General features: G+C 70.1%; 27 protein-coding genes. 11 read left to right on the top strand and 16 right to left on the bottom strand.

Translation table 11 applies throughout. The features are described 5' to 3' along the window. Nucleotides 1-13: 13 nt before the first annotated feature. From AAHG09_RS19135 to AAHG09_RS19120, 4 genes are all read right to left on the bottom strand, one after another. Nucleotides 14-1,240 carry a hypothetical protein gene (locus tag AAHG09_RS19135; RefSeq protein ID WP_342109032.1) on the bottom strand — a complete coding sequence of 409 codons (1,227 nt, stop codon included), beginning with the start codon at nucleotides 1,238-1,240 and terminating at the stop codon, nucleotides 14-16. A 170-nt stretch (nucleotides 1,241-1,410) separates the two neighbouring features. Further along, nucleotides 1,411-2,436 carry an Hsp33 family molecular chaperone gene (locus AAHG09_RS19130; RefSeq protein ID WP_342109031.1) on the bottom strand — a complete coding sequence of 342 codons (1,026 nt, stop codon included), beginning with the start codon at nucleotides 2,434-2,436 and terminating at the stop codon, nucleotides 1,411-1,413. Nucleotides 2,437-2,669: 233 nt separating this feature from the next. Further along, complete coding sequence (argF, locus tag AAHG09_RS19125) at nucleotides 2,670-3,650, bottom strand: ornithine carbamoyltransferase (RefSeq protein WP_342109030.1); 981 nt, start codon at nucleotides 3,648-3,650, stop codon at nucleotides 2,670-2,672. Nucleotides 3,651-3,820: 170 nt separating this feature from the next. Then, on the bottom strand, nucleotides 3,821-5,011 hold the full coding sequence (locus AAHG09_RS19120; RefSeq protein WP_342109029.1) for an aspartate aminotransferase family protein: 1,191 nt from the start codon (nucleotides 5,009-5,011) through the stop codon (nucleotides 3,821-3,823). Between the two features lie 269 nt (nucleotides 5,012-5,280). On the opposite strand from AAHG09_RS19120, the gene AAHG09_RS19115 reads away from it, so the two are divergent. The 3 genes from AAHG09_RS19115 to AAHG09_RS19105 are packed head-to-tail and all read left to right on the top strand — an operon-like array spanning nucleotide 5,281 to nucleotide 6,895. Next, a complete protein-coding gene (locus tag AAHG09_RS19115; RefSeq protein ID WP_342109028.1) occupies nucleotides 5,281-5,754 on the top strand; it encodes a RidA family protein in 474 nt (157 codons plus the stop codon). Nucleotides 5,755-5,756: 2 nt separating this feature from the next. Then, entirely contained in the window at nucleotides 5,757-6,503 is a 747-nt protein-coding gene (locus tag AAHG09_RS19110) for a glycerophosphodiester phosphodiesterase family protein (protein WP_342109027.1), read from the top strand. Continuing rightward, complete coding sequence (locus AAHG09_RS19105; RefSeq protein ID WP_342109026.1) at nucleotides 6,500-6,895, top strand: lysozyme inhibitor LprI family protein; 396 nt, start codon at nucleotides 6,500-6,502, stop codon at nucleotides 6,893-6,895. The genes AAHG09_RS19110 and AAHG09_RS19105 overlap by 4 nt, the downstream gene beginning before the upstream one ends. 126 nt (nucleotides 6,896-7,021) lie before the next feature. On the opposite strand, the gene AAHG09_RS19100 is transcribed toward AAHG09_RS19105, so the two are convergent. Then, on the bottom strand, nucleotides 7,022-7,342 hold the full coding sequence (locus AAHG09_RS19100; protein WP_342109025.1) for a hypothetical protein: 321 nt from the start codon (nucleotides 7,340-7,342) through the stop codon (nucleotides 7,022-7,024). A 218-nt stretch (nucleotides 7,343-7,560) separates the two neighbouring features. Here AAHG09_RS19100 and AAHG09_RS19095 point away from each other — a divergent pair, with 218 nt between their 5' ends. Then, a complete protein-coding gene (locus tag AAHG09_RS19095) occupies nucleotides 7,561-8,829 on the top strand; it encodes a GNAT family N-acetyltransferase (protein WP_342109024.1) in 1,269 nt (422 codons plus the stop codon). Next, the gene (locus AAHG09_RS19090; RefSeq protein WP_342109023.1) at nucleotides 8,826-9,986 is read left to right on the top strand and encodes a M20 aminoacylase family protein; all 1,161 of its coding nucleotides are present in this window, start codon (nucleotides 8,826-8,828) and stop codon (nucleotides 9,984-9,986) included. Before AAHG09_RS19095 ends, AAHG09_RS19090 begins: the two co-directional genes overlap by 4 nt. A 118-nt stretch (nucleotides 9,987-10,104) precedes the next feature. On the opposite strand, the gene AAHG09_RS19085 is transcribed toward AAHG09_RS19090, so the two are convergent. The 7 genes from AAHG09_RS19085 to modC form a co-directional block, all read right to left on the bottom strand. After that, on the bottom strand, nucleotides 10,105-10,758 hold the full coding sequence (locus AAHG09_RS19085; RefSeq protein ID WP_412760056.1) for a TetR/AcrR family transcriptional regulator: 654 nt from the start codon (nucleotides 10,756-10,758) through the stop codon (nucleotides 10,105-10,107). Between the two features lie 5 nt (nucleotides 10,759-10,763). Continuing rightward, on the bottom strand, nucleotides 10,764-11,234 hold the full coding sequence (locus AAHG09_RS19080; RefSeq protein WP_342109171.1) for a nuclear transport factor 2 family protein: 471 nt from the start codon (nucleotides 11,232-11,234) through the stop codon (nucleotides 10,764-10,766). Between the two features lie 76 nt (nucleotides 11,235-11,310). Then, a complete protein-coding gene (locus AAHG09_RS19075) occupies nucleotides 11,311-11,877 on the bottom strand; it encodes a helix-turn-helix transcriptional regulator (protein ID WP_342109022.1) in 567 nt (188 codons plus the stop codon). A 184-nt stretch (nucleotides 11,878-12,061) separates the two neighbouring features. Next, complete coding sequence (locus AAHG09_RS19070; RefSeq protein WP_342109021.1) at nucleotides 12,062-12,967, bottom strand: alpha/beta hydrolase; 906 nt, start codon at nucleotides 12,965-12,967, stop codon at nucleotides 12,062-12,064. Between the two features lie 327 nt (nucleotides 12,968-13,294). Beyond that, the gene (locus AAHG09_RS19065) at nucleotides 13,295-14,935 is read right to left on the bottom strand and encodes a TadG family pilus assembly protein (protein ID WP_342109020.1); all 1,641 of its coding nucleotides are present in this window, start codon (nucleotides 14,933-14,935) and stop codon (nucleotides 13,295-13,297) included. Then, entirely contained in the window at nucleotides 14,932-15,309 is a 378-nt protein-coding gene (locus AAHG09_RS19060; protein ID WP_342109019.1) for a TadE/TadG family type IV pilus assembly protein, read from the bottom strand. The genes AAHG09_RS19065 and AAHG09_RS19060 overlap by 4 nt, the downstream gene beginning before the upstream one ends. A 187-nt stretch (nucleotides 15,310-15,496) precedes the next feature. Then, nucleotides 15,497-16,600, bottom strand: coding sequence for a molybdenum ABC transporter ATP-binding protein (modC, locus tag AAHG09_RS19055; protein ID WP_342109018.1), 1,104 nt, complete (start codon nucleotides 16,598-16,600; stop codon nucleotides 15,497-15,499). Between the two features lie 62 nt (nucleotides 16,601-16,662). On the opposite strand from modC, the gene AAHG09_RS19050 reads away from it, so the two are divergent. Next, nucleotides 16,663-17,343 carry a glutathione S-transferase gene (locus AAHG09_RS19050; protein WP_342109017.1) on the top strand — a complete coding sequence of 227 codons (681 nt, stop codon included), beginning with the start codon at nucleotides 16,663-16,665 and terminating at the stop codon, nucleotides 17,341-17,343. A 48-nt stretch (nucleotides 17,344-17,391) separates the two neighbouring features. Here the strand turns inward: AAHG09_RS19050 and modB are convergent, their stop codons facing one another. From modB to AAHG09_RS19035, 3 genes are all read right to left on the bottom strand, one after another. Then, entirely contained in the window at nucleotides 17,392-18,084 is a 693-nt protein-coding gene (modB, locus tag AAHG09_RS19045) for a molybdate ABC transporter permease subunit (RefSeq protein WP_342109016.1), read from the bottom strand. Between the two features lie 11 nt (nucleotides 18,085-18,095). Beyond that, entirely contained in the window at nucleotides 18,096-18,911 is an 816-nt protein-coding gene (gene modA / locus AAHG09_RS19040; protein ID WP_342109015.1) for a molybdate ABC transporter substrate-binding protein, read from the bottom strand. Between the two features lie 487 nt (nucleotides 18,912-19,398). After that, nucleotides 19,399-19,542 carry a hypothetical protein gene (locus tag AAHG09_RS19035; RefSeq protein WP_342109014.1) on the bottom strand — a complete coding sequence of 48 codons (144 nt, stop codon included), beginning with the start codon at nucleotides 19,540-19,542 and terminating at the stop codon, nucleotides 19,399-19,401. Between the two features lie 289 nt (nucleotides 19,543-19,831). Here AAHG09_RS19035 and AAHG09_RS19030 point away from each other — a divergent pair, with 289 nt between their 5' ends. Continuing rightward, nucleotides 19,832-20,764 (top strand): 50S ribosomal protein L11 methyltransferase, encoded by a 933-nt coding sequence (locus AAHG09_RS19030; protein WP_342109013.1) that lies wholly within the window; start codon nucleotides 19,832-19,834, stop codon nucleotides 20,762-20,764. A 30-nt stretch (nucleotides 20,765-20,794) separates the two neighbouring features. Then, on the top strand, nucleotides 20,795-20,983 hold the full coding sequence (locus AAHG09_RS19025) for a ribosome modulation factor (protein WP_342109012.1): 189 nt from the start codon (nucleotides 20,795-20,797) through the stop codon (nucleotides 20,981-20,983). 19 nt (nucleotides 20,984-21,002) lie between these two features. Here the strand turns inward: AAHG09_RS19025 and AAHG09_RS19020 are convergent, their stop codons facing one another. Then, nucleotides 21,003-21,284: a hypothetical protein gene (locus AAHG09_RS19020; RefSeq protein WP_342109011.1), complete on the bottom strand. Its 282-nt coding sequence runs from the start codon at nucleotides 21,282-21,284 to the stop codon at nucleotides 21,003-21,005. Between the two features lie 176 nt (nucleotides 21,285-21,460). On the opposite strand from AAHG09_RS19020, the gene AAHG09_RS19015 reads away from it, so the two are divergent. From AAHG09_RS19015 to AAHG09_RS19005, 3 genes are all read left to right on the top strand, one after another. After that, nucleotides 21,461-23,305: an aminopeptidase P family protein gene (locus tag AAHG09_RS19015; protein WP_342109010.1), complete on the top strand. Its 1,845-nt coding sequence runs from the start codon at nucleotides 21,461-21,463 to the stop codon at nucleotides 23,303-23,305. Nucleotides 23,306-23,440: 135 nt separating this feature from the next. Then, nucleotides 23,441-23,725, top strand: a complete 285-nt coding sequence (locus tag AAHG09_RS19010; RefSeq protein ID WP_342109009.1) for a hypothetical protein — start codon at nucleotides 23,441-23,443, stop codon at nucleotides 23,723-23,725. After that, on the top strand, nucleotides 23,697-24,224 hold the full coding sequence (locus tag AAHG09_RS19005) for a hypothetical protein (protein WP_342109008.1): 528 nt from the start codon (nucleotides 23,697-23,699) through the stop codon (nucleotides 24,222-24,224). The genes AAHG09_RS19010 and AAHG09_RS19005 overlap by 29 nt, the downstream gene beginning before the upstream one ends. Nucleotides 24,225-24,346 lie beyond the last annotated feature (122 nt).

The following is a 24,346-nucleotide window of genomic DNA, read 5'->3' as shown; positions in this document are numbered from 1 at the left end:
CGATCGGACCCGATCAGTTGCGCCCGGCACCCGGCTGGCCGCCGCCGGTCCGGCCGCCCTGGGCGCCGCCCATGCCGCCGCCGCCATTGGCGTTGCCCTGCAGGCCGCCGCGCTCGCCGCCGCCCGTCCGGCCGCCTTCGGCGCCGGGCTTCATGCCGCCCTGCTGGTTGCTGCGCTCGGACGCGTTGCGGATGCCGTCCTGCTGGTTGCCGCGCATGTCGCTGTTGCGCATGCCGTCGTTACGCCCGTTGCGCTCGGCGTTGCGCTCGGCGTTGCGCTCCATGCCGCGATCGGTCCCGCGTTCCATCTTGCCGGCCTTGCGGCCGTTGTCGCGGTCGGTATCGCGGCCCTCGGTGCGCGACGCATTGCGGATCCCATCCCGGTCCCGCTCGCCGTTCCGGTCGAACCGGGCGCCGGCGCGCTGCTCGGAGCGGAAGCTCGCGCTGACGGCAGCGCCGCCGCTGAGACGACGGTACTCCGCGGAGCCGTAACGGACGCGCTGGCCGCGGATCGTCACGAAGCGATCCTCCTGCACCGACACGAGGCGGCGGTACTCGGGCGAGCCGTACAGGACGCGCTGGCCGCGGATGACGACGTAGCGCTCCCGCGGGCCGGTCGCGCGGACGCTGACCAGACGGCGATACTCCGGCGAGCCGTAGAGGACGCGCTGGCCGCGGATCACCACGTAGCGCTCGCGCGGGCCGCGGTGCTCGACGATCAGGCGGCGGTACTCCGGCGAGCCGTACACGACCCGGCGCCCGCCGATGAACACGAACCGGCCCTCGCGGCGGAAGCCGCCCTCGACCCGATCGGTCCGCACGTCGGTCCGGCTGCTGACATCGGTGCGGCCGCGGACGTCGACGCGGTCGCCGTCGCGATCACCGCGGGTCGTCCGGTCGGCGGTGCGGGCGTCGTTGCGGTCGCCGCGCGCGGCGCCGGCCCGGTTGCCCGAGTCGCGATCCTGCGCCATCCGGTTCTCGCCGCCGCGGCCCTGCTCGGCCTGACCCGGGCCGGCCTTGCGCTCTGCGGCCGCTTGGTTGCCCTGCTGGCCGCCCTGCATGGCGCCGCGATCACCACGCTCGCCGCCCGTCCGACTGCCTTCGGCGCCGGACTTCATGCCGGCCTCGGATCCCCCCTGCCCCGCGCGGCCGGCCATCCCGGCCCCGCGCTCGGCGCCTTGCTGCGCGTAGACCGAGGTGCTCATCAGCAGCGCGGCCAAACCGATCGACAATCTCCGCATGGCGTTTCTCCAATGTTGAATCTGCCACGCAACGTCGAAGGTCCGAAAAGGGTTCTGGCCGGGCTCCTCAAAAAGTCACGCAACGAATACCGATATTTGTGCGTTTCGCGAGTAAAGCTTGGCTGTAAGTCGCCGCCGAAAGCCTGGGCCGGCGACCGCGGGGCCGGACTCTACTGCTTCGGCTGATCCGCGATCTCGGCCTCGACAAGCTGGGGGTCGAGGTCATAGCGCCGCGAGCAGAACTCGCAGGTGATCACGATGCGCCCGTCATCCGCGACCATGTCGCGCCGCTCCTGTGGGCTGAAGGAGCGGATCATGCCCATCACGCGCTCCTGGGAGCAGCGGCAGGTCTCCTGCACGGGCTGGCGGTCGAAGACGCGCACCCCGCGCTCGTGGAACAGCCGGTAGAGCAGCCGCTCGCTCGACACGTTCGGATCGACCAACTCGTGATCCTCGATCGTGGCGACCAGCGAGCGCGCCTCGACCCAGGCGTCGTCCTCGGGGGCCTCGCCCGAGAGATGCGCGTGCCCCTCCGGGATGTCGCCGGGCGGCAGGTCGGCGAGGCGGGCGCGGTCGATCGACTGGGGCAGGAACTGCACCAGCAGGCCACCGGCCCGCCAATGCCCGGCCCCCTCCTCCACGGCCTCGGCGACCGCGAGGCGAACCTCCGTCGGGATCTGCTCGGACTGGCGGAAATACTGGTGGGCGGCCTGCTCCAGGCTCTGGCCTTCCAGCGCCACAACGCCCTGGTAGCGGCTGGCCGTCGTGCCCTGGTCGATGGTCATGGCGAGGTGCCCAGTGCCGATCAGGTCGGCATCCTTGAGCGGCCCGGAGCCGAGGGCCGCGACGCGCTCCGCCTCGAAGCGCGCGGTGGCGCGCAGGCGATCGGGGGCCTCGAAATCGACCACGATCATGGCCACCGGCCCGTCGGTCTTGGTCTGGAGCTGGAAACGGCCCTCGAACTTCAGGGAGGAGCCGAGCAGCACGGTGAGCGCCGCCGCCTCGCCGAGGAGCCGCGCCACCGGGTCCGGATAACCGTGCCGGCGCAGGATCGTGTCCACGGCGGGGCCGAGCCGGACGACGCGCCCGCGCACGTCCAGCGCCTCAACGGCGAAGGGCAGCACGGCGTCGTCGCCGCCCGCATGACCGTTGCCGGCCTGCGGGGTATCCGAGTGCGATGGGGTTCCTGAACTCATGCTCGCTCCGATCGATGCGCCAGTTCGCGATGACATGGGCGCCGAGGGGCGTGAGGGGCGGGTCCGAACGGAGCGATCCCTCACCCCGTCCGCGCCCCGTGGGAGGACGGGCGCGCCGCGCCACATCCGTCGCCGGGATGCCGCCTATCGGCAGCCGTGATGGGGATACGGGCCGCGCGTGCCGCCCGCGTCACCCTATATGGTGTGCCGAAGCCGCGGGCGCGAGCCCGGACTCAGAGCCCGGCCGCGCGCAGGCACCAAGCCAGGATGCCCTTCTGCGCGTGCAGGCGGTTCTCGGCCTCGTCGAACACCACCGAGCGCGGGCCGTCCATCACCTCGGCGGTCACCTCCTCGCCGCGGTGGGCGGGCAGGCAGTGCATGAAGATCGCGTCCGGGTTGGCCGCCGCCATCAGCTTGGCGTTGACCTGATACGGGCTCAGCAGGTTGTGCCGGTGGGCGTCGTCGTCGTCGCCCATCGAGACCCAGCAATCCGTCACCACCGCATCCGCACGGTCGACGGCGGCGAAGGCATCCGTGGTGACGTTGAGCTTGGCGCCCTCCTGCTTGGCCCAGGCGATCAGCGCGGGCGGCGGCGCCAGTTCCGGCGGGCTCGCGACGTTGAGGGTGAAGTCGAACTTTGCCGCGGCGTGGACCCAGCTCGCCAGCACGTTGTTGGAATCGCCCGACCACGCCACGGTCCGGCCCTGGATCGGGCCGCGATGCTCCTCGAAGGTCAGCACGTCCGCCATGATCTGGCAGGGGTGCGAGACCTTGGTCAGCGCATTGATCACCGGCACGGTGGCGTACTCGGCGAGTTCCAGCATCTGCCCGTGATCGAGGATGCGGATCATGATCGCATCGACGAAGCGGGACAGGACCTGCGCGGTGTCGCCGATCGTCTCGCCGCGGCCGAGCTGCATCTCGGAGCCGGTGAGCATCAGCGTCTCGCCGCCGAGCTCGCGCATCGCCACGTCGAAGGAGACGCGGGTGCGGGTCGAGGGCCGGTCGAACACCATCGCCAGGGTCTTGCCCGTCAGCGGCCGGTCGGCGGCCCGCTCGCCCTTGCGCCGCACCGCCTTGATGGCGGCGCTGGCATCGAGGACCCGGCGCAGCTCCGCCCCGGAGAAATCCTTCAGATCGAGGAAATGACGGGGGCCGGCACCGTTCAGGTGCGGGGCCGGGGCCTTCGCCTGGCCATTCATCTGGGCTTTCATCGCGTCACAATAACTAGAGTCTGCTCAACGATCACCTGATCATGAACCGTACTCTACCTCCTGGCAGGGGCATTTCCGTCCGACACGGCGGGAACGACCGTATCCGGAAACGCTTCGGGCCGCCCGCAGCCGAGCGGCGGGCGGTGTTCGATCGTCTCGGGGACGTGGATCTACTCGGCTGCGCCGCGCACGGCCTCGAATCCGGACGCGGCCGCGTCGAGGCGCCGGACCGCCTCGTCGATCTCGGCCTCGCCGATGGTCAGCGGCGGCAACAGGCGGACGATGTTGTCGCCCGCCGGGATGACCAGAAGATGCGCATCGCGCGCGGCGGCCGCGAAATCGGTGTTCGGCACGCCGAGCTTGAGGCCGAGCATCAGCCCCTCGCCGCGGATCTCCTCGAAGACGTGCGGATGCCGGTCGCGCAGAGCCGCGAGCTTCTGCTTGAGCAGCAGACCCGACCGGGCGACCCGGTCGAGGAAGCCGTCCCCCAACACGACGTCCAGCACGGCATTGCCCACCGCCATGGCGAGCGGGTTGCCGCCGAAGGTGGTGCCGTGCGTGCCGGCGGTCATCCCCCGAGCGGCCTCGCGCGTGGCCAGGCAGGCGCCCATCGGGAAGCCGCCGCCGATACCCTTGGCGGCGCTCATGATGTCCGGGGTGATGCCCGACCATTCATGGGCGAACAGCTTGCCGGTGCGGCCGATGCCGGTCTGGACCTCGTCCATGATCAGGAGCAGGCCGTTGGCGTCGCAGATCTCGCGCAGGCGGCGGAGATCCGCGGTGGGAATCACCCGCACGCCGCCCTCGCCCTGGATCGGCTCGATCATCAGCGCGGCCGTCTCCGGGCCGATCACGGCCTCCAGGGCCGCCCAGTCGCCGGCCGGGACCTGATCGAAGCCCTCGGCCTTGGGGCCGAAGCCCTCCAGGTACTTCTGCTGCCCGCCGGCCGCGAGCGTCGCCAGCGTCCGCCCGTGGAAGGCGCCCGCGAAGGTGACGATCCGGAAGCGCTCCGGATGTCCGTCGACCGCGTGGTACTTGCGCGCGATCTTGATCGCCGCCTCGTTGGCCTCGGCCCCCGAGTTGCAGAAGAACACAACGTCGGCGAAGGTCGCCGCGACGAAGCGCTGGCCCAGCCGCTCGCCGCCGGGAATCTCGAACAGGTTCGAGGTGTGCCAGATCCGATTCGCCTGCTCGGTCAGGGCGCCGACGAGGTGCGGATGGGCGTGGCCGAGCGCGTTGACCGCGATGCCGGCGCCGAAATCGAGGTATCGCTCCCCGCCCTCCGTCACGAGCCAAGCGCCTTCGCCGCGCTCGAAGGCGAGCGGCGCGCGGACATAGGTCGGCAGAAGGGCTGACGTCACGGGTCCCATCTCCGTTCTTCCATCGATCCCGGAGCAAGCGTTAGCCGGCTCCAAATGAAAGTGCCGCCTCAGTCAGGGGCGGCACGCGCGCGATTACTATGAAAGTGCGCGGCTCTGTCAACGTTCGATGCACGTTGCAGCCGCGCGGCAGGTCTGCGCGATGCTTCGCAACACCCAATTTCTACCCGCTGCAAGGACTGCGCCCCTTGCGTGACGGGGTGCGGCCATGCTCCTGCTCCGGCGGATTTCGATCAGCGACGGAGCCCCCGATGAGCACGATCAAGGAACGCCTGCAGGCGCTCGGCCTCACCCTGCCGAAGGCGGCGGCGCCGGTGGCCAACTACGTGCCGTTCGTGCGCACCGGCAGCCTCGTGGTGATCTCCGGCCAGGTCTGCTTCGGTGCCGACGGGGCCATCGCGGCCGAGCACAAGGGCAAGGTCGGCGGTACCGTCTCGGCGGAGGCCGGCAAGGCGGCCGCCCGGCTCTGCGCCCTGAACGTCCTCGCCCAGCTCGAAGCCGCGGTCGGCGACCTCGACCGGGCCGTGGTCCAGTGCGTGCGGCTCGGCGGCTTCATCAATGCGGCGCCGGGCTTCTCGGCGGTGGCCGGCGTCATGAATGGTGCCTCCGACCTGATGGTCGAGCTTCTGGGCGACCGGGGCCGCCATGCCCGCTCCACCGTCGGCGTAGCCGAGCTGCCCCTCGACGCGGCCGTCGAGGTCGAAGCGATGTTCGAGGTCCACTGACGATGGCGGCGCCGGACTGGCTGACCGCGCGGCCGATCGCCCATCGCGGGCTGCACGACCGGGCGGCGGGCCGGCCGGAGAACACGCTGGCCGCGGCCCGGGCGGCGGTCGCCGGCGGCTTCGCCATCGAGTGCGATGTCCAGCTCAGCCAGGACGGCGAGGCGATGGTCTTCCACGACGCCGCCCTCGGGCGCCTGACCGGTGCGAGCGCGGCGGTGGCGGAGCGCTCGGCCGCCGATCTTGGCACGCTGGCGATCGGCGGGACCGCCGAGACGATCCCGACCCTGCCGGCCTTCCTGGCGGCGGTGGCCGGGGCGGTGCCGGTGGTGATCGAGGTGAAGTCCCGCTACGACGGCGACCTGCGGCTGGTCACGCGCGCCGCCGCGGTGGCCCTGGCCTATGACGGGCCTGTGGCGCTGAAATCCTTCGATCCGCAGGTGGTCGCCGCCCTGCGCGATCTCTGCCCGACGATCCCGCGCGGAATCGTGGCGGAGACGACCCAGGACGACCCGGCTTACGCGGCGCTGCCGCCGACCATGCGGCTCGCCCTGTCCAACGTCCTGCACTTCGCCGAGACCCGGCCCGACTTCCTGTCCTGGCGGGTCGACGACCTGCCCTGCGCGCCGACCTACCTTTGCCGGTTGCTCGGGCGGATTCCCGTCATGGCCTGGACGGTGCGGACCGAGGACCAGCGCGCCCGGGCGGGCACGCATGCGGACCAGATGGTGTTCGAGGGCTTCGTGCCGTGAGGCGAGCCGCCTGCCTCGCCGCGTTTCTCTGCGCGGCGGCGCCGGCTCGGTCGGCCGATCCGTGCGCCGGCACGGCCCAGATGGACCTCAACGCCTGCGCCGGAGCCGCCTACGCCCGCGCGGATGCGGCGATGAACGTCGCCTACGGCAAGCTCATGAGGCGGATCGGCCCGAAGGCGAAGGACGGCCTGCGCGCGGCCCAGACGGCGTGGCTGCCGTTCCGGGACGCGAGCTGTACTCTTGAGGCCATGGGTGTCGCGGGTGGCTCGATGCAGCCGCAGGTCCGGGCTGAGTGCCTCACCCGGACAACCGTCGCGCGGACCAAGGTCCTCACGGGCTACCTCACCTGCGTAGAAGGGGATGCCAGCTGCGTCGGGCGGTTCGAGGAGTGAGCCCACAAGCCGGCGCGGGCTTTTCTAAGCAGGTGACGCAAACGTCGCTGCTGGCGTCGCGACAAACATCTGCGACCACACACAGTCCTCAGCGGACGAAGCGTTAGCCCGCCAGCGCACTTCTGCTCAAGTCAGCTTCCGAAGGCTATCCAGGAAAGCTGAAACCTCGCGGCGATTCCACGATGCCCCCTGCGTCCAGAAATCCAGAAGCGCATCGTGGTTGAGGCGTACCCAGGCGATCACCTTCGCGGCTGCGGCGCGTGAGGTCGGGTTCTGAAGAAAATCGGCTCGAATCTTGGGTTCGACCTTGATGGACACGATCAGGCAGGGAAGTGTTCGGCCGGCTCGATCAGGGTACCATTTCACGCGTGGGCCATGCGACCCAAGGGCGGTCGATATGAAGATCGTGCCGGGAACGTTGGTGTCCTGCTCATCGAGGTTGCTCATCTCGCACAGAACATCCTCGGCAAAGTCGTCCGGTGGGCAATGGTCAGCTGCCCTGCGAAACCGAAGGTCTGCCCGAGGGCGAATCACGCTCGCTCCTGATCGACTCTGGCCCAGTCAGGAACGAACGTGCGACTCCCGCGCCAATCTGACAAGGCCATCCGCCGCGCCGCGCGCATCCGCCCGCTTGCCCCTGCCCGGGCAGGGATTAGACTCACGGCATGAAGCAAGCACCCGGGCCGACACCGGAAACCCCCACGCTCACCGTGCGGGCGCTGCCCGGACTCAAGGAGATCGGCGCGGCGGATTGGGATGCCTGCGCCTTCTCGGCCGAAACCCTGGCGGCGGGCGACGAGACCCACAACCCCTTCGTCTCCCATGCCTTCCTGTCGGCCCTGGAGGATTCCGGCTGCGTCTCGCGCCGGACCGGCTGGCTCCCGCTCCACGTCTCCGTCGAGCGGGACGGCCAACGGCTCGGCGTGGTGCCCTGCTACCTGAAATCGCACAGCCAGGGCGAGTACGTGTTCGACCACGGCTGGGCCGACGCCTACGAGCGGGCCGGTGGCTCCTACTATCCGAAGCTCCAGGTCAGCATCCCGTTCACGCCGGTGACGGGCCCGCGCTTCCTGATCGCCCCCGGCGCCGATCCCGACGAGGCAACCGCGGGGCTCGTGGCGGGCCTTCGGGCGCTGCGGGGCGAGACCAAGGCCTCCTCGATCCACGTCACCTTCATGCGCGAGGCGGAATGGGACCGGGCCGGCGCCGCGGGCTTCCTGCAGCGCACCGACCAGCAGTTCCACTGGGAGAACGACGGCTACGCCACGTTCGACGATTTCCTCGCCGCCCTCGCCTCGCGCAAGCGGAAGAACATCCGCAAGGAGCGCCGCGACGCCCTCGAGCCCGGCATCACGGTCGAGCACCTGACCGGCGCCGCCATCACCGAGGCCCATTGGGACGCGTTCTACGCCTTCTACATGGACACCGGCTCGCGGAAATGGGGCCGGCCGTACCTGAACCGAAAGTTCTTCTCGCTCCTGTCGGAGCGCATGGCCGACCGGGTGCTGCTGGTGATGGCCAAGCGCGCAGGCGACTATATCGCGGGCGCGATCAACCTGATCGGCGATACGGCCCTGTATGGCCGCAACTGGGGCTGCATCGAGGACCACCCGTTCCTGCATTTCGAGGTCTGCTACTACCAAGCGATCGACTTCGCGATCGCCCGGGGCCTGAAGCGGGTCGAGGCCGGGGCGCAGGGGGAGCACAAGCTCGCCCGCGGCTACCGGCCGGTGCTGATGCATTCGGCCCACGACATCGCCGATCCGGCGCTCCGCCGCGCCGTGGCCGATTACTTGCAGCGCGAGCGCGCCCACGTCGCCGAGGCGGTGGACGTCCTCGACACGCTGACGCCGTTCCGGCGTCCCGACGGGGGCGGTCCCTGTGACGACGCGGAGCCCTCCACGACATCCCCCCCGAGAGTGTCCGAGACATGAGTCCGATCGATCACATCAAGGCCTATGCCGACGAGCTGACCGCGCTCCGTCGCGATCTCCACGCCCATCCGGAGCTCGGCTTCGAGGAGGTGCGCACCTCCGGCATCGTCGCCGACATGCTGGAGAAGCTCGGCTGCGAGGTGCATCGCGGGATCGGCGGCACCGGCGTGGTGGGCCTGCTCAAGGGCCGCACCGACAACGGACGCCGGATCGGCCTGCGGGCCGACATGGACGCCCTGCCGATCGAGGAGGAGACCAACCTCCCCTACCGCTCGACCTATGCGGGCAAGATGCACGCCTGCGGCCATGACGGCCACACCACGATGCTGCTCGGCGCCGCCCGCTACCTCGCGGAGACGCGCAACTTCGACGGCACGGCGGTCTTCGTGTTCCAGCCCGCCGAGGAGGGCCGCGGCGGCGCCCGGGCCATGCTCAAGGACGGGCTGTTCGAGAAATTCCCCTGCGACGAGATCTACGGCCTGCACAACCAGCCGGGCGGGGGCGCCGGCACGATCAAGCTGCGGCCCGGGCCGATCATGGCGGCGGCGGACTTCTTCGACATCCATATCCGCGGCAAGGGCATCCACGCGGCCCAGCCGCACCGGGGCACCGATCCGATCATCATCGCCACCGGGCTCGCCCAGGCGCTGCAATCGATCGTCTCGCGCAACGCCGACCCGTTGAAGTCGATCGTGCTGTCGATCACCCGGATCGAGGCGGGCTCGGCCTACAACGTCATTCCGGAAACGGCGCATCTCGCCGGGACGATCCGCACCTTCGATAAGGAGATCCGGGCGCTTGCCGGCACCCGCATGCGCGAACTGGCGGCGGGCTTCGCCACGGCCTACGGCGCGGAGGTGACGGTCGATCTGCAGGACGTGTTCTCCGTGCTGGAGAACGCCCCCGAGCAGGCCGCCGCCGCCACGGAGGTCGCGACCGAACTCCTCGGGGCCGACAGGGTCGAGACGAACGTCACGCCGAAGATGGGCAGCGAGGATTTCGCCGACATGACCATGGCGGTGCCCGGCGCCTATGTCTGGCTCGGCGCCAATCCGGGCCCCGGCCTGCACAATGCCGGCTACAACTTCGACGACTCGATCATCCCGGTCGGCAGCGCCTTCCTGGCCCGGATGGTCGAGCGCCGCACCGCCGCGTGATGCGAGGGGCCGCCGCGGCGCTCAGCCCGCGGCGGCGGTCCTTGCGAGGTTCGTGGATCGGTTCTTGCCAAACGCGACCTGCCCCCTCTCCCGTGCGGGAGAGGGTTGGGGTGAGGGATCAGGTCTCTCCGGACAGGTCGCACCCCTCACCCTGTCCCTCTCCCGCACGGGAGAGGGGACCCGCGCTCAGTCCCACGGCCGTGGTGCGGAACGCCATGGCTGGGTCCGCTGACGCGGCCCTGGCCCGCAGCGCCGTCATCGCCCGCGAGAAGACCGCCGGATCGTCCAGCGCCCGGGCCAGCACGATGGCCCCCTGGATCTGGGCGACGATCTCTTCCGCCAGAGCATTGCTCGCCGCCGCATTCCGGCCCGATCGCTCAAGAGCACCGGCCAGGGCCGCGACCCACCGTGCGAAGTAGCTCCGCACCGCCGCGCCGAAGCGGTCGCGCTCCGAACCGAGCGCGACGACCCCCACGAGGCAGACCCGCCGCCCGGACCGGAAATACACTTCGACCGCGTCGAACATGTCCGACACTGCCTCCGCAGGGTGTTTCGCTTCGCGGAGCGGCGCGTAGAGGTTGGTCTCGAACCAGCCGTCGATCTCCTCCAGCACCAGGGTGGCCATCTCGGCCTTCCCGCCGGGGAACAGGTGGTACAGGCTGCCCTTGCCCAGGCCGGTCGCCCGGCTGATCAGCGCGAGGCTGGTGCCCTCGTAGCCGTGCGCGCGGAACACCTCCGCGAGCCTCTGGAGGGTTTCGGCCCGGCCGGTCACGGTCGTCAGAGCCCGAGATCGGTGAGGCCCGGGTGGTCGTCGGGTCGGCGGCCGAGCGGCCAGTGGAACTTCCGGTCGGATTCAGCGATCGCCAGATCGTTGATGCTGGCGATCCGGCGGTGCATCAGCCCATGCGCATCGAACGCCCAGTTCTCGTTGCCGTAGGAACGGAACCACCGCCCCTCCGCGTCGTGCCATTCATAGGCGAAGCGCACCGCGATCCGGTCGCCGCCGAAGGTCCAGACCTCCTTGATCAACCGGTATTCGAGTTCCTGCGCCCACTTGCGCTGAAGGAACGCCACGATGGCCGCGCGCCCGGTCAGGAACTCGCTGCGATTCCGCCAGACGCTGTCGGGCGTATAGGCCAGCGCGACGCGCTCGGGGTCGCGCCCGTTCCAGGCATCCTCGGCCATGCGGGCCTTCTGGGCGGCGGTCTCCGCGGTGAAGGGCGGAAGGGGCGGACGGTCGGACACGATGCGCGGCTCCAGGATTTGTACCGATCGGTACAAACTGGCTGCTTCGAGCGGCGTTTGTCAAACGATTTCTGGCCGGTCAGGACGGTGGCCGGTCTGCCCGGAACGCCGACGGCGGTGCGCCGACTTGTCGGCGGAACATGCTCGCGAAGGCGCTCGGACTCGCGTAGCCCAAGGTCAGCGCCGCCTCGGTGACCGAGCCGCCGCCTGCCAGGATCGGCAGGGCTGCCAGGATCCGCGCCTGCTGCCGCCAGAACGAAATGGGCATACCGAATTCCTGCTCGGCCAAGCGGGCGAGCGTCCGCTCGGAGGTGCCGGCGATGGCGGCGAGTGCCGCGATGTCGTGCCGTTCGCCGGGCGCCGCCAGGATGGCTTCGCAGGCCCGGCGCAGCCGCGGCTCCGTCGGAAGTGCAAGCTGAAGCGGGCAGCGCGGCAGGGTCGCGATCTCATCGATCAGCACGCCGAGTAGTCGGGCGTGCCGCCCGTCGGGATCGGGCGCGCCGGCGGTTTCGATGGCCCGCACGATCAGGGCACGCAGCAGCGGAGAGACGACGAGGCTGGCGGCTTTATCCGGCAGGCCGGGCGGCACGGCATCGCGGGCGAGGTAGAGGGTCCGCAACGAGACCGCGCCGCGGGCGCGGAGCATGTGGGCCTCGCCCGCCTAGATCCAGAGCGCACGTTGGGGCGGAACGAGCCACAGGCTTCCGGCCGCGCGGATCTCCATCACGCCGGCCGTGGCGTAAATCAGTTGCGCCTGCGCGTGGCAGTGTGGGCCGACCACACAGCCATCCGGGTAGTCGCAGCTCGCGCAGATGATGTCCGGGGGCCGGTCAGGTGCGGGCTGCATCGCCGAGATGGGCCGCGAACCAGTCGCGCGCCGCCGTGCTGGTCCGATCGAAGTGCCGGATATAGGGGTCGAAATGCCCGCCCGGCACCATCACGAGGTGCTTGGGCGGCAGCGCCCGCTGATACGCCTCCAGGCATAGATCGGTGGCGGTCAGCAGATCCTGCTCGGCAACGATCATCAGCAGGGGCGTCGGGCTGATCCGGGCGATGTGGATGCCCGGCTCGTTCTCGCGCGACATCTCTGCGCTGCGCAGCGTCACGGCATTGCGCCACGCGGGCGCGAAGGCCTCCGTGCCGGTGAAGAAGGCATAGCTGTCGGGCCCCGGCATGGCGCAGGGCTGCTGCGGGTCGGGGGAGACCGCCGGCAGCATGGCGGGCTCCTCGCCGCGGAACCGGGCGGCGCGGTCCGCCTCGAAGCGGCGCAGCTGAGCTGGCACCAGATCCGTCCGGGTGCGGCGCTGCGCCGAGACCGAGCCGCTGATCTGTGGAACCTGCGCGACGACGCAGCGGACCCGCCGGTCGATGGCCGCCACCTCGATCACGTGGCCACCGCTGTAGCTGGTCCCCCAGATGCCGATCCGGTCCGGATCGATCCACGGCACGGTCTGCGCGAAGCTGAGTGCGTCCCGGTAGCCCCGCTTCTGGAGCACCGGGTCGACCTCCTGCCGAGGCAGGCCCTCGCTGGCGCCGAGGTTGGCATGATCGTAGACCAGCACGCCGAAGCCGGCGGCCTCGAAGACCTCGGCGTAGCGGTCGAGATACTGCTCCTTCACGGCCGAGAAGCCGTGCGCCATCACGATGGCGGGGGCCGTGCCGGCGGTCCCATCCGGGCGGTAGAGCCAGCCGCGCAGGGTGCGGCCCTCCGAGACAAAGGCGATATCGGTCCGCATCGGGCGCTCCGTGATGAATCGAACGTATTTTGCACCGGATCGGCCAAACCGCGCGCCGGGTTCGGTCAAACGCGGCATCAGATCCGCCAAGCTGTCGGCTCCGGGGCCGCGATGGACGTCGACAGGGGCCGGCATCGGTGCGAGTCTCGACGTTTCGCGGGATCGCGCGTGACGAGGCAGTGAGATCGGGCAGGCCCATGTCGTCGGAAATACGGGAATCGCGCGCGGCGCTCATCCTGCTGGCCGTGTCGGTCGGCGCCGTGCTGCTGTTCGGTGCGTTCACGCTGTTGACGCAGATCGGGTGATCGCGTCCGAGGCTCCTGGGCCTCACTGCACCAGCACGGCTTGGCTGCAGAGCACGCCGTCCACGTCGACATCCGCGTAGCCGAGGCGGAGGCCGAGGCTCCGCAGGGTGGTGTCGAGCACGAGGTCGAGCGCCGGGGCGAGGGCCGAGAGGGTCGCGCTGAGCGACGTCTGGAGCAGCGGGCTCACGCCGATGCCGTTGACGCTCAGCGACAGGTTACCCAGCAGGCTCCCGATTACGGATTGCGTGAGATCGCCCGACGACACCGTCTTCACCGTGTGATTGGTGATGTCGGCCTCGTTGAACACGAGGGTCTGCGTCGTCGATCCGATCGTTGTCACCGCACGCCCCGAGACGTTGAGCAGGGGAAGCGCGATCAGGACCGCGGGCTGCGACAGGTTGGGGCTGGCGCTGCCGCCGGTGACGGCACTGCGCGGGACTCCCGCCACCGCGAGGGTAGCCAGGCCGGTCTGGGCCCGGATCGTCACCTGACGGGCGCCGCCGGCGCAGCTCAGCGCCTGCAGGGTCGCCTGGGCGGGGGCGATCTCGACGTAGATCGGCAAGGACAGCGTTCCCAGCCCCAGGGGGGCCGAGGCCGTGGCCTCGATCAGCAGCCGGGTCTGTGCGGTCTGGACGGTGGCGTTCGATCCCCCGGGCCGGACCCAGCCCGAGCTGCGGCGGCGCTCGCCGACCGCCACCGTCAGGCGGGTGGACAGGAGCCCCGGGATGGTCGCCCCCAGGTCGGCAGAGGCTTGGTTCTGGCCATTCGCCAGCGTGGCGATGGCCCCGACGATATTCATCAGGTCGATCGAGGGGCCGCCGAAACCCCGCGACGGTGCCAGAGCCGCGGCATCGCCCAGGGGCGCGACCTGACCGATCGGGATCGTGCCGCCGGCATTCGGCAGCGCGTTCAGGATGCCCGTCAGGGCGTTCACCGCGGCGCTGTTGCCCTGTCCGGCGACCCGGAGCGCCATCAGCATCTGCCCGACGCTGGCATTGCCTTGGACGATATCGGAATAGCTGGCCGCCTGCAGGTTCAGGCTGGTCGCCAGGGCGTCGAGGACCCGCAGCCCGTCGACCCGGGCGCCCAGAAGGGCGTTGTAATCGGCCACGCTGAGCGACAGCTGCGTGCCGAGCAGGCTTCCGAGCAGGGCGTTGGCGATGCCGTTGCCGAACTGCACGGTGCCCGAGCCGATGCTGAAGGCCGCGAACCGTGCGCTGGCGGCGGTGCCGGCCACCCGGAGCGGGACCGAGCCGGAGAGGCCGAGCGTCCGCCCGAAGGTCATCGGCACCGAGGTCGACAGGCCGACCCGCACGGCGTTCGCCGGGCTCGATCCCGGATGGAAGCGGCTGCCGGGTGCAACCCCTGGTACGCTCGCATCGTAGGTGCCGACATCCACGGTGGCGGCCGCGCTGCCGTAGCCGTTGTCGCCGAGCGAGCGGCGCGCCATCGTGTCGGCCTGGCTGGGATCGATGGCCGCCATCATGGCGGCGATGTCGGCCGCCCCCTGCGCCTTCCGGCGCGCCTGGAACACGAGGCCGAGATCGACCCCCACCGCACCGGCCGCCAGCAGGAATGTGCTGCCCAGCGCCACCAGGATGGCGACGTTGCCGCCGCGCGCGGTGCCGAAGCGGTGCAGCCGGTCCGCAATCCGGCGGATCACAGGCCCCCCTTCCGCACGCTGATCGAGCTGCGCAGCACGGTGGGCAGCATCGGCAGCAGGCGCGAGAAGGCGTTCACGCCGAGCGACGACGTATTAGCCGTGACCGTCACCGTGTAGATCGTGGCGTCGTTGGGGTCGGATCCGACCTGCACGGCGACGCTGCCCGGCCGGAACATCGCGCCCGTGCTCAGGCTGCGGTTCACGGTGCTCTGCGCCAGGGTTGCGCGCTCGCTGTCGGTGATGCCGGCCACCGAGGCACGCGCGGCCTCCGCCGCGATCTGGCGCAGGTTGTGGGCCGCGCCGAGGCAGATCCCGAGCATCCCGACGCCGGCGAAGAGCAGCAGGAGCATCGGCGCGACAAGGGCGAACTCCACCGCGGAGCTGCCGCTTCGGCAGGCTGATCCGCGGATCGTCTGGCGTTGGAGGATGCGCTGGATGCCCATCGTTCTGCCGCTAGGAGTTGTGTCGTGTCAGCCCTACAATCTATCGTGGCGCTTGATTACTAACCAAGGGTTGTATGATCGAAATGTAGATTGGGTTAAAAGTCAGTTTCGACCTGCTTCAGATCGCCACGGAGGTGCGGATCTGGCCGATGCCGGCCGGATCGAACGCGACGCTCTTCACAATGGCGAAGATGGGTTGCCCGGTCGCGAGCTCCAGATCGCGAACGGCTGCCCGGGTCACGCGCGCGACGAGATGCGCGCCGTTGCAGTCGATCTCCACCGCCACATCCTGTCCCGACGGGACCATTCCGCGGATTCGGCCGGTGAGGACGTTGCGCGCACTCAGTCCCTGGGGGCGCGTGGTCGCCAGCAGAACGTCGCGGGCGGGAATCCGCACACGCAGACGCGTTCCGACCGGGCGCGCCAAGCCCGGCACCAGCAGGCGCCCCGCGGGGCCGGTGAGATGCGCCAGTCCGCTGTCCGGATCGCTCGCCGCCACGACCATGTCGAGCAAGGCGCCGGCCTCGGCATCGTGGACCGGCGCGAGGTCGGCCCGCCTCAGGATCGCCTCGGCGGGGCCGAGGGCGGCCACGCGCCCGGACTCCAGCACGATCACCGTGGTGGCCAGCCGCGCGACCTCTGCGACCGCGTGGCTGACGTAGACGATCGGCACGCCCGCCTCGTCGCGCAGGCGCTCGATATAGGGCAGGATCCCGGCCTTCCGGGCCTCGTCGAGGGCCGAGAGGGGCTCGTCCATCAGCAGAAGGCGGGGCCGCGCGAGGAGTGCGCGCCCGATGGCGATCCGTTGACGCTCGCCCCCGGAGAGGCCGGTGGGCCGGCGATCGAGCAGGTGACCGATCCCCAGCATGCCGACCACCGAGTCGACATGCGCGGCATCGAAGCGCCGACGGGCGAAGACGCGGCCATAGCCGAGGTTGGCCCGCACGCTGAGATGCGGGAACAGCCGCGCGTCCTGGAACACCACGCCGATCCGCCGCCGATGGGGCGGGACGAAGAGGCGTGCTTCCGTATCCACCAGCGCGGTGCCATCGACCACGATGCGGCCCCGGTCCGGCCGGGCCAACCCGGCGATCAGGTCGATCAGCGTGGTCTTGCCCGAGCCCGAGCGCCCGAACAGCGCCGTGAGCCCCGGCCCGGCTTCGAAGGCGGCTTCAAGGGTGAAGGCGTTGCGGCGGAGGCTGAGGTCGACTTGGATGCTCACGGGGGGCAACTCGACTACCAGAGGGCGCGGCGTGTGCCCGCGTTGGCGGAGACTCAGCCGCGATGATCACGGTCCATCACCTCGAGAACAGCCGCTCGCAGCGCGTGCTCTGGCTGCTGGAGGAACTCGGGTTGCCCTACACGGTCAAGCGCTACGAACGCGATCCCAGAACGATGCGGGCGCCGCCGGAGTTGACCGCCATCCATCCGCTCGGCAAGTCGCCCGTGATCACCGACGACGGGGTCGTGGTCGCGGAGACCGGGGCGATCGTCACCTATCTCACCGCGAAAGCCGCCGGCGCCCTGGTGCCGGCACTGGGGACGGCGGAACACGCACGCTACATCTATTGGTTGCACTACGCGGAAGGATCGGCGATGCCGCCGCTCCTGCTCAAGCTGATCTTCTCCCGCTTGGCGTCGGGCAGTCCGTGGCCGCTGCGTCCCCTGGTCCGCCGGATCGCCGATACCGTGCTGCTGGGCTTCGTCGATCCGGATCTGCGCCGACACGCGGCCTTCTGGGAATCGGAACTGGCCGACAGGCCCTGTTTCTGCGGCGCGGATTTCACCGCCGCCGACATTATGATGAGCTTTCCCCTGGAGGCTTTCGCCGCGCGCGGCACCGGCACGGGGCCGCAGGTTCGCGCATGGTTGGATCGGATACACGCGCGCCCGGCCTATCGACGGGCGCTGCAGGCTGGCGGTCCCTATGCGTATGCGAGCACCGGCTGGTCGCCGACCGCGTGAGAGCCGTCGGCACGCTGGCGCGGTATGGGACGGGACCGGAATGGTCATTCACCCCGATCCGAGCCGTCGCCCGAGCCGGTTGGCCAGGAACTCGGAGGCGAGCAAAGCCGTCACCGAGATGGCGATCGACACCAGGGTGAGGCGCAGGGCCGGCCCTTCCCCGCCTGGGACCTGGGTCAGCGTGTAGATCGCCGAGGGTAGCGTCTGGGTCTCGCCCGGGATGTTCGACACGAAGGTGATGGTGGCGCCGAACTCGCCCATCGCCTTCGCGAAGGCCAGCACCGCACCCGCGATGCAGCCCGGCAGGCTGAGCGGTAGCGTCACAGTGAGGAACACCATCAGCGGGCTCGCACCCAGCGTCCCGGCCGCCTGCTCCAGGCGGCGATCCACCGCCTCGATCGACAGGCGCATGGCCCGCACCATCAGGGGGAAGCCCATAACCGCGCAGGCGAGCGCCGCCCCGGTCCAGCGGAAGGCCAGGACGATCCCCGCCTCCGCCAGAAGGCTTCCGAGGGGGCCCCGCCGGCCGAAAACAAGGAGCAGCAGGTAGCCGGTCACCACGGGCGGCAGGATGAGCGGTAGGTGGACCAGCCCGTCGAGGAGCGCACGTCCGAAGAACCGGCGCCGCGCCAGGATCCACGCGATGGCGAGCCCGGGGCCGAGGCTCGCGAGCGTCGCCACCGCGGCCACCTTGAGACTCAAGGCGACGGCGGTCCATTCAGCCGGCGTGAGATCCAGCACGGCGCCCGCCGCTATCGATCGGCGGTGGGCGCCCCGACCACCGAGAAGCCCTGGCGCTCGAACGCGCCTCGGGCCGCCGGGCCGCGCAGGTAGCCCAGCAGGACGGTCGCGTCGGGATTGGCCGAATCCTTGATCACTGCCGCCGGGTAGACGATCGGCGGATGGCTGTCGGCCGGGAAGGTCGCCAGGACTTGGACGCTGGGATCCGCCGCCGCGTCGGTGGCGTAGACGATGCCGAGCGGTGCCTCGCCGCGGGCGACGAGCAGCAGGGCTGCCCGCACGTTGTCGGCCTGGGCTACCTGCCCCTTCACGGCATCCCAGGCTCCGAGCTTGGTGAGGGCGGCCTTGCCGTACTTGCCGGCCGGAACGGCGTCGATCGTCGCCATGGCGAGCTTGCCGCCGCTGAGCAGCTTCGACAGCGTCGTGCCGAGATCCGGCGCCAGGGCGACCTGCGGATCGGATGCGGAACGCTTCGGCCCCGGTGCGATCAGAACCAGCGCGTTGCGCAGGAGATCACTCCGCGTGCCCGGCTTCAGCAGACCAGCCCGTTCGACATGATCCATCCAAGCCTGATCCGCCGAGATGAACAGGTCGGCGGGCGCGCCCGCCTCGATCTGCTTGGCGAGCGCGTTCGAGCCCGCATAGGAGATCCGCACGGTCTTGCCCGTCTGCTTCGCCCAGGCCGCCGTCGCATCGTCCAGCGCATTCTTGAGGCTCGCCGCCGCGAAGACCACGACGGGCTCGTCGGCTTGGGCCGGCAGGGACGCGGGAGAGAGCGCCAGCACGCCGAGGGCAAGCATGGCCAGGCTGCGTCGGGTCAGGCGCATGGCTGAGGGTTCCCTGTCGCCAGCCGTTATATCCGGCTGGGTATCACGGTAACCATAAAGACTCGCACGCGCCCGGCCAAGGTCTGGACGCGTGCCGGAGCGCGCCGCCGTGCGGACCACTCGGCCGTTGTCAGCTGTGCGCGGTGTCGCGGGGCTCCTGCGGCGCGTTTTCCGCGCGGTGAAGGCGGCTGAGGAGGACGAGGAGATGTCCCGGGAGCGGTCCGTCGGGGGTCGGGCCGCCGAACAGCCGCTCGCGCGGCCGGGCGGATGTCGACACCTCCCTGACGACCACTGGCCCACGGGGACCGGAACGCCTGGACTTGGTCACGCGGTACGCACCCTGCTTAATCACGTTTCACGTCGAAAGCCGGCCAAAAACGCCGATCTCCGAGCCAGGTTCCAGCCGTCGCGCCGTTGCCTGTGGTTAACGCGTGCGCACGGTGCCGCATTCCTGTGCGACCGCTTTTGCGATTCGCGAATGGGTTCATCACCACGTGCGGATATCGGGCCGCTCCCGCGTTCCGGCCTCCGGCGCTTCGGTCATGCCGGTCGCCACCAAGAGTCCCCACAGCCACGCCACGCCCGTGGTGGCGCAGGCGAGCGCGGCGCTGATGAGGAGAGGGACGGTCATCACATGGGCCGGCCTGGCAAAACTGGCGCGCCACCGCTTGAAGGAGTGGCGCGCCCGAGTTGTGGGTTTCCGCTTTGAAAGCCGAAACTGTCTAACCAGACATTTCGGTTCGAGAAAGCAATTTAGGATGGTGTCGAATGAAGTATTGAACTTTGTGTCTCCCGAGCAACAAACGGCAACGCGTCCCAGGCGTGCGCCGGCCGGATCGGCGCCGCGGCGGCGATTTTTTCGCCGCTCCAAGCCATTGCCCCCTGTGCTGTCGCGCGCGCCGGCGCTACAGCCCGGTCCCATGCTGGAAGGTCTGCCGCCCCATCGCCCCTCCCACGTCCTGCGCCTCCTGACCGACGAGCGTTCGGCGCGGGCCATGACGGATCTGCTGGGGGAGATGTTCGATCCCACCGAGACCGCCGTTGCGGCCTTCGAGGATGCGGACGGGCGCACGTGGCGGCTTGAGGCCTATTTCGCCGATGCCCCCGACGAGGATTACGTTCGTGCGCTGATCCGGCCCGTGATCGGCGACGCCGCCGATACGGCCGAGTTCCACACGATCGACCAGCAGGATTGGGTCCGCGCCTCGCTGGAGGGGCTGAAGCCCGTCCGCGCCGGACGCTTCCTCGTGCACGGCTCCCATGATCGGGAGGCCGTGCGAGCCAACGACCTGCCGATCGAGATCGAGGCGGCGCTGGCCTTCGGCACCGGACACCACGGGACGACGCTGGGCTGCCTCCGGGCCCTGGTCCAAGTGCTCAAGCGGCGGCGCCCGGCCCATATCCTGGATGTCGGCACGGGCACCGGGATCCTGGCTTTCGCGGCCGCCAAGGCGCTACGGCAACCGGTCGTCGCGGGCGACCTCGACGTGGAGGCGGTGCATACGGCCCGGGAGAACGCCCGGGCCAATGGCCTCGGTCCCTATCTCAAGCTGTATCACGGCCCCGGGGTGCGCCACCGAAGTGCGGCTCGCCCGCGCCACTTCGATCTGGTCTTCGCCAACATCCTGGCTCGGCCGCTGCGGCTCCTCGCGCCCTCGCTGACGCGGGTCGTCGCCCCCGGCGGCGTCCTCGTCCTGTCCGGCCTGATCGAGCGCGATGTTCCGGGCGTGCTGTCGGCTTACCGCCACCAGGGCTTCGCCCTCGTGCGCCGCGGCCTGATCGAGGGCTGGGTCGCCCTCGTGCTGATGCGCGGCGGCGCGGCCGAACGCCCCCTGCGACGCCGCCGGCGCTGAACCGCGCGCAGACCTGCGGGTTGATCCGGCATGCGCCACACGCCGCTCCACGAATCGCCGTCGGATCCCATCGCGGAGGGCGCCCGCGCCCGGGCGCAGGGCCGCCCGAAAGATGCGTGCCCGTATCCCGCGAATTCCGAAACCCGGACCGCTTGGTTCGAGGGCTACGACGGCGTACCGGCCGAGCCGACCCACGACCCGGCATTCGCGGGCGACTGATCGGGCGATGGCGCCGCGCTCAGCGGGCCGCGCGTAACCGGCCGGGCCCGCGAACAGGTAAGGTCCCGACGTCCCTTTGGGCCGGCGCTTCGGCGTCTTCCGCCTTGGCCACGGGCGCACCGAGTGCGGCCATCAAGACGCGCAAGCCCTCGATCCACTCTTCGAGCTCCGCAAGCGACGCAAAGCCGTCACGGCGCACGACAGTATCGGGTTCAATCGTCACGACGGCATCGAAGCAGCCATCCGGTCTGTCGCTGACCCGGTAGTAAACACGGCGTGCCATCGCTGCAAGATAGGCCAAAATTCACGACGTGATAAGATTGCTCGCGATTTTTTAACGGTAAAAGTAACACGATCTGCTGCGATTGCTGGGTTGCACCGGTCGCGTGGCCGGCAGCGTGACCGGCCGTCTCCCCGAAGCGTGGCCTGGAACCGGACCGGTTGCCACCCCGGCGCCGCCCGCTCTACCCTTTCGACATGAACGAGCTGCCCCCCTCCCGACCGCGCCAGCGCTTCCAGACTTTCGACGATCCGGGCCATCGCAAGGGGGCTGAGCGGATCGAAGCCCTCCGGGCGGCCCTGCGCGAGACGGGGGTCGACGGTTTTGTCGTGCCGCGGGCCGACGAGCACCAGTCCGAATACGTGCCCGCCGACGCGGAGCGGCTCGCCTGGCTCACCGGCTTCACCGGTTCGGCCGGGACCGCGGTGATCCTGGCCGACCAGGCCGCCCTGGTGGTGGATGGCCGTTACACCCTTCAGGCCCCTGAGCAGGTCGATACCGGCATTCTCACCATCGTGCCGCTCGCCGAAGCGACGTCGGAGGCTTGGATCGCCGCCAACCTCAAGCGCGATCAGGTGCTGGGCTTCGACCCCTGGCTGAATACGCCGGATGGTCTCGCGCGCCTCGAACGGGCGGCGACGAAGGCGGGTGGCACGTTGCGGGCCGTGCCGAACCTCGTGGACGCCGTCTGGGCAGGCCGGCCGAAGCCGCCCGCCGGCCGGGTCAGCCGCCATCCGGATGCCCTGGCGGGCGAGACGGTCGCGGACAAGCTCGTCCGCGTCCGGGCGAGCCTGACGGAGGCCGGCTGCGACGCCCTGGTGATCTCGGACCCGCACAACCTCGCCTGGGCTTTCAACCTGCGGGGCGCCGATGTCGGGCATACGCCTCTGGCGCTCGGTTACGCGATCCTGCCGCGCGCGGGCTCGGCACGCCTGTTCCTGGTCTCGCCGGTGGTCGATCCCGACCTGCGTGCGGCCCTCTCCGCCACCGCCGAGATCCTGCCCCGGGCGGAACTGGAGGATGGCCTAGCTTCGCTCAGCGGTGTGCTGGTCCGGCTCGACGCCGCCACGGGCGCCGTAGCCCTGAAGGAACGGATCGAGTCGGCCGGGGGCACGGTCGATGTCGGCAAGGATCCGATCACCGGCATGAAGGCGGTGAAGAATGCCGCCGAGATCGCCGGCGCGCGCGCCGCGCATCACCGGGACGGGGCGAGCCTCGTGCGCTTCCTGGCCTGGCTCGACGCGGCAGCCGCGGCGGGCGGTCTCACCGAGACCGCCGCCGTCGAGGCGCTCGAGGACTTTCGCGATGCGGGCGGCGATCTGCGCGACGTGTCCTTCCCGACGATCTCGGGGTCCGGTCCGAACGGGGCGATCGTCCACTACCGCGTGACGCGGGCCAGCGACCGGACGGTCCGGCCGGGCGAGCTGTTCCTGATCGATTCCGGGGCGCAATACCCGGACGGGACGACCGACATCACCCGTACGATCGCGGTGGGCGAGCCGAGCTCCGCGATGCGCGACCGCTTCACCCGGGTGCTGAAGGGTCACGTGGCGATCGCCCGGGCCGTGTTCCCGAAGGGCACGACCGGCGCGCAGATCGATGCCTTCGCGCGGGCGCCCCTCTGGCAGGCGGGGCTCGATTTCGACCACGGCACCGGCCACGGCGTCGGCGCCTTCCTGTCGGTCCACGAAGGGCCTCAGCGGATCGCCAAGACCGGCACGGTGGCGCTGGAGGCCGGCATGATCCTGTCGAACGAGCCGGGCTACTACGCGGCCGGCGCCTACGGCATCCGGATCGAGAACCTCGTTCTGGTCGAGCCCCGTGACATCCCGGATGGCGAGCGCCCGATGCTCGGCTTCGAGACGTTGACGCTCGCCCCCTACGATCGGCGCTTGATCCGCCCGGATCTGCTCGATCCCGGCGAGCAGGCCTGGATCGACGCCTATCACGCCCGGGTCCGGGAAGCCCTGTCCCCGGATCTCGATGCCGGCGCGCGCACCTGGCTCGAGCAAGCGACGGCGCCGCTGGCGATTGATCGCTGATCGACCCACGGCGGCCGAGGCCGCATCCTGCGCCCTTGCGCACGCCCCGGCGGCGCGACACATTCAGCTGCGGACCGGTCGCCGTCGTCCGGCGAACGGCCAAGCTTTTGCCAAGGCCTTGGAAGGTGGTTGGTTATGCCCCCGGATCTCGCAGAGGTCGCCCGGGAGACGGCGAACACGGCGTTCGGCAGTCCCCTCGTCGAGGCGGTTCAGCTCGGTGATATGTTCGGTTCGGACGGCGATCCGGTGCGACGCGTCCGTTTGATCCTGAAGGACGATGCTATCGACCGACTCGATGGCGGGACGCTGCTCGATGCCAATCTGGCAATCAGCAGGGCGTTGCAAAAAGCCGGCGAGCCGTTGCGGGTCTTGGTCGAGTATGCCGAGCAACGTGAGCTCGACGAGCTTGGCGCTCATTAATCCGGATCATCTGTTCGTCCAAGCAGATGCGTTGCTTCGTCAATCGGGTCGCGGCTCACTGCGGCAGGCCGACCTGCGCCGCGCGGTCTCGAATGCCTATTACGGGTTATTCCACACGATCCTCATCGCCGCCGCCGACGAAGTGGGCGGGCGAAGGATGCGCGGCGATCCACTCTGGTCGCTCGTATACCGCTCGATTTCGCATCAGCGACTCAAGAACGTGTGTAGCGATCTGCGGGCGCATACGCTCAAGCCGAAGCTCAAACCTTATGAGCCAGCCAGGGGATTCGGCGGCCATGTGGCTGCGATCGCGGGTGCCGTCGTCGAGTTGCAGGATCGACGCCATGTGGCCGATTATGATCCCTCCGCGTCCCTGCTGCGCCTCGATGCGCGCGCCGCGCTTCAGGCCGCCCGCTCGGCGGTCGACCGGTTGAGCCAGCTGACGGAGGATCAGCGCAAGGCGTTCCTCTTCCTCATCCTGTTTGAAGCCCGCGGATGAGTTCCGGCTATGCGGTGATCCGGCATGCGACAGGAATCGGGCCAGCGCGCTAAAAGGCGTGGTCACGGAAAAGCCCGCGCCGCACGCCAAACGCCGCGCCTGAAACCGCAGCCGTCCGGTGC

Origin of the sequence: Methylobacterium guangdongense (assembly GCF_038442355.1) — a bacterium.
Taxonomy (GTDB): Bacteria; Pseudomonadota; Alphaproteobacteria; order Rhizobiales; family Beijerinckiaceae; genus Methylobacterium; species Methylobacterium guangdongense.
Note: the sequence above shows the minus strand (reverse complement) of the source record. Positions and strands in the feature narration are given on the sequence as shown.

What these genes read in the sequence shown, in the direction of transcription:
- AAHG09_RS19035 (WP_342109014.1), bottom strand. Translation starts at nt 19,542, where the DNA reads ATGACCGTCCCTCTCCTCATCAGCGCCGCGCTCGCCTGCGCCACCACG.
- AAHG09_RS19110 (WP_342109027.1), top strand. Translation starts at nt 5,757, where the DNA reads ATGGCGGCGCCGGACTGGCTGACCGCGCGGCCGATCGCCCATCGCGGG.
- AAHG09_RS19090 (WP_342109023.1), top strand. Translation starts at nt 8,826, where the DNA reads ATGAGTCCGATCGATCACATCAAGGCCTATGCCGACGAGCTGACCGCG.
- AAHG09_RS19095 (WP_342109024.1), top strand. Translation starts at nt 7,561, where the DNA reads ATGAAGCAAGCACCCGGGCCGACACCGGAAACCCCCACGCTCACCGTG.
- AAHG09_RS19010 (WP_342109009.1), top strand. Translation starts at nt 23,441, where the DNA reads ATGCCCCCGGATCTCGCAGAGGTCGCCCGGGAGACGGCGAACACGGCG.
- argF (WP_342109030.1), bottom strand. Translation starts at nt 3,650, where the DNA reads ATGAAAGCCCAGATGAATGGCCAGGCGAAGGCCCCGGCCCCGCACCTG.
- AAHG09_RS19015 (WP_342109010.1), top strand. Translation starts at nt 21,461, where the DNA reads ATGAACGAGCTGCCCCCCTCCCGACCGCGCCAGCGCTTCCAGACTTTC.
- AAHG09_RS19025 (WP_342109012.1), top strand. Translation starts at nt 20,795, where the DNA reads ATGCGCCACACGCCGCTCCACGAATCGCCGTCGGATCCCATCGCGGAG.
- AAHG09_RS19050 (WP_342109017.1), top strand. Translation starts at nt 16,663, where the DNA reads ATGATCACGGTCCATCACCTCGAGAACAGCCGCTCGCAGCGCGTGCTC.
- AAHG09_RS19030 (WP_342109013.1), top strand. Translation starts at nt 19,832, where the DNA reads ATGCTGGAAGGTCTGCCGCCCCATCGCCCCTCCCACGTCCTGCGCCTC.
- AAHG09_RS19115 (WP_342109028.1), top strand. Translation starts at nt 5,281, where the DNA reads ATGAGCACGATCAAGGAACGCCTGCAGGCGCTCGGCCTCACCCTGCCG.
- AAHG09_RS19075 (WP_342109022.1), bottom strand. Translation starts at nt 11,877, where the DNA reads ATGCTCCGCGCCCGCGGCGCGGTCTCGTTGCGGACCCTCTACCTCGCC.
- AAHG09_RS19130 (WP_342109031.1), bottom strand. Translation starts at nt 2,436, where the DNA reads ATGAGTTCAGGAACCCCATCGCACTCGGATACCCCGCAGGCCGGCAAC.
- AAHG09_RS19100 (WP_342109025.1), bottom strand. Translation starts at nt 7,342, where the DNA reads ATGAGCAACCTCGATGAGCAGGACACCAACGTTCCCGGCACGATCTTC.
- AAHG09_RS19135 (WP_342109032.1), bottom strand. Translation starts at nt 1,240, where the DNA reads ATGCGGAGATTGTCGATCGGTTTGGCCGCGCTGCTGATGAGCACCTCG.
- modA (WP_342109015.1), bottom strand. Translation starts at nt 18,911, where the DNA reads ATGCGCCTGACCCGACGCAGCCTGGCCATGCTTGCCCTCGGCGTGCTG.
- AAHG09_RS19070 (WP_342109021.1), bottom strand. Translation starts at nt 12,967, where the DNA reads ATGCGGACCGATATCGCCTTTGTCTCGGAGGGCCGCACCCTGCGCGGC.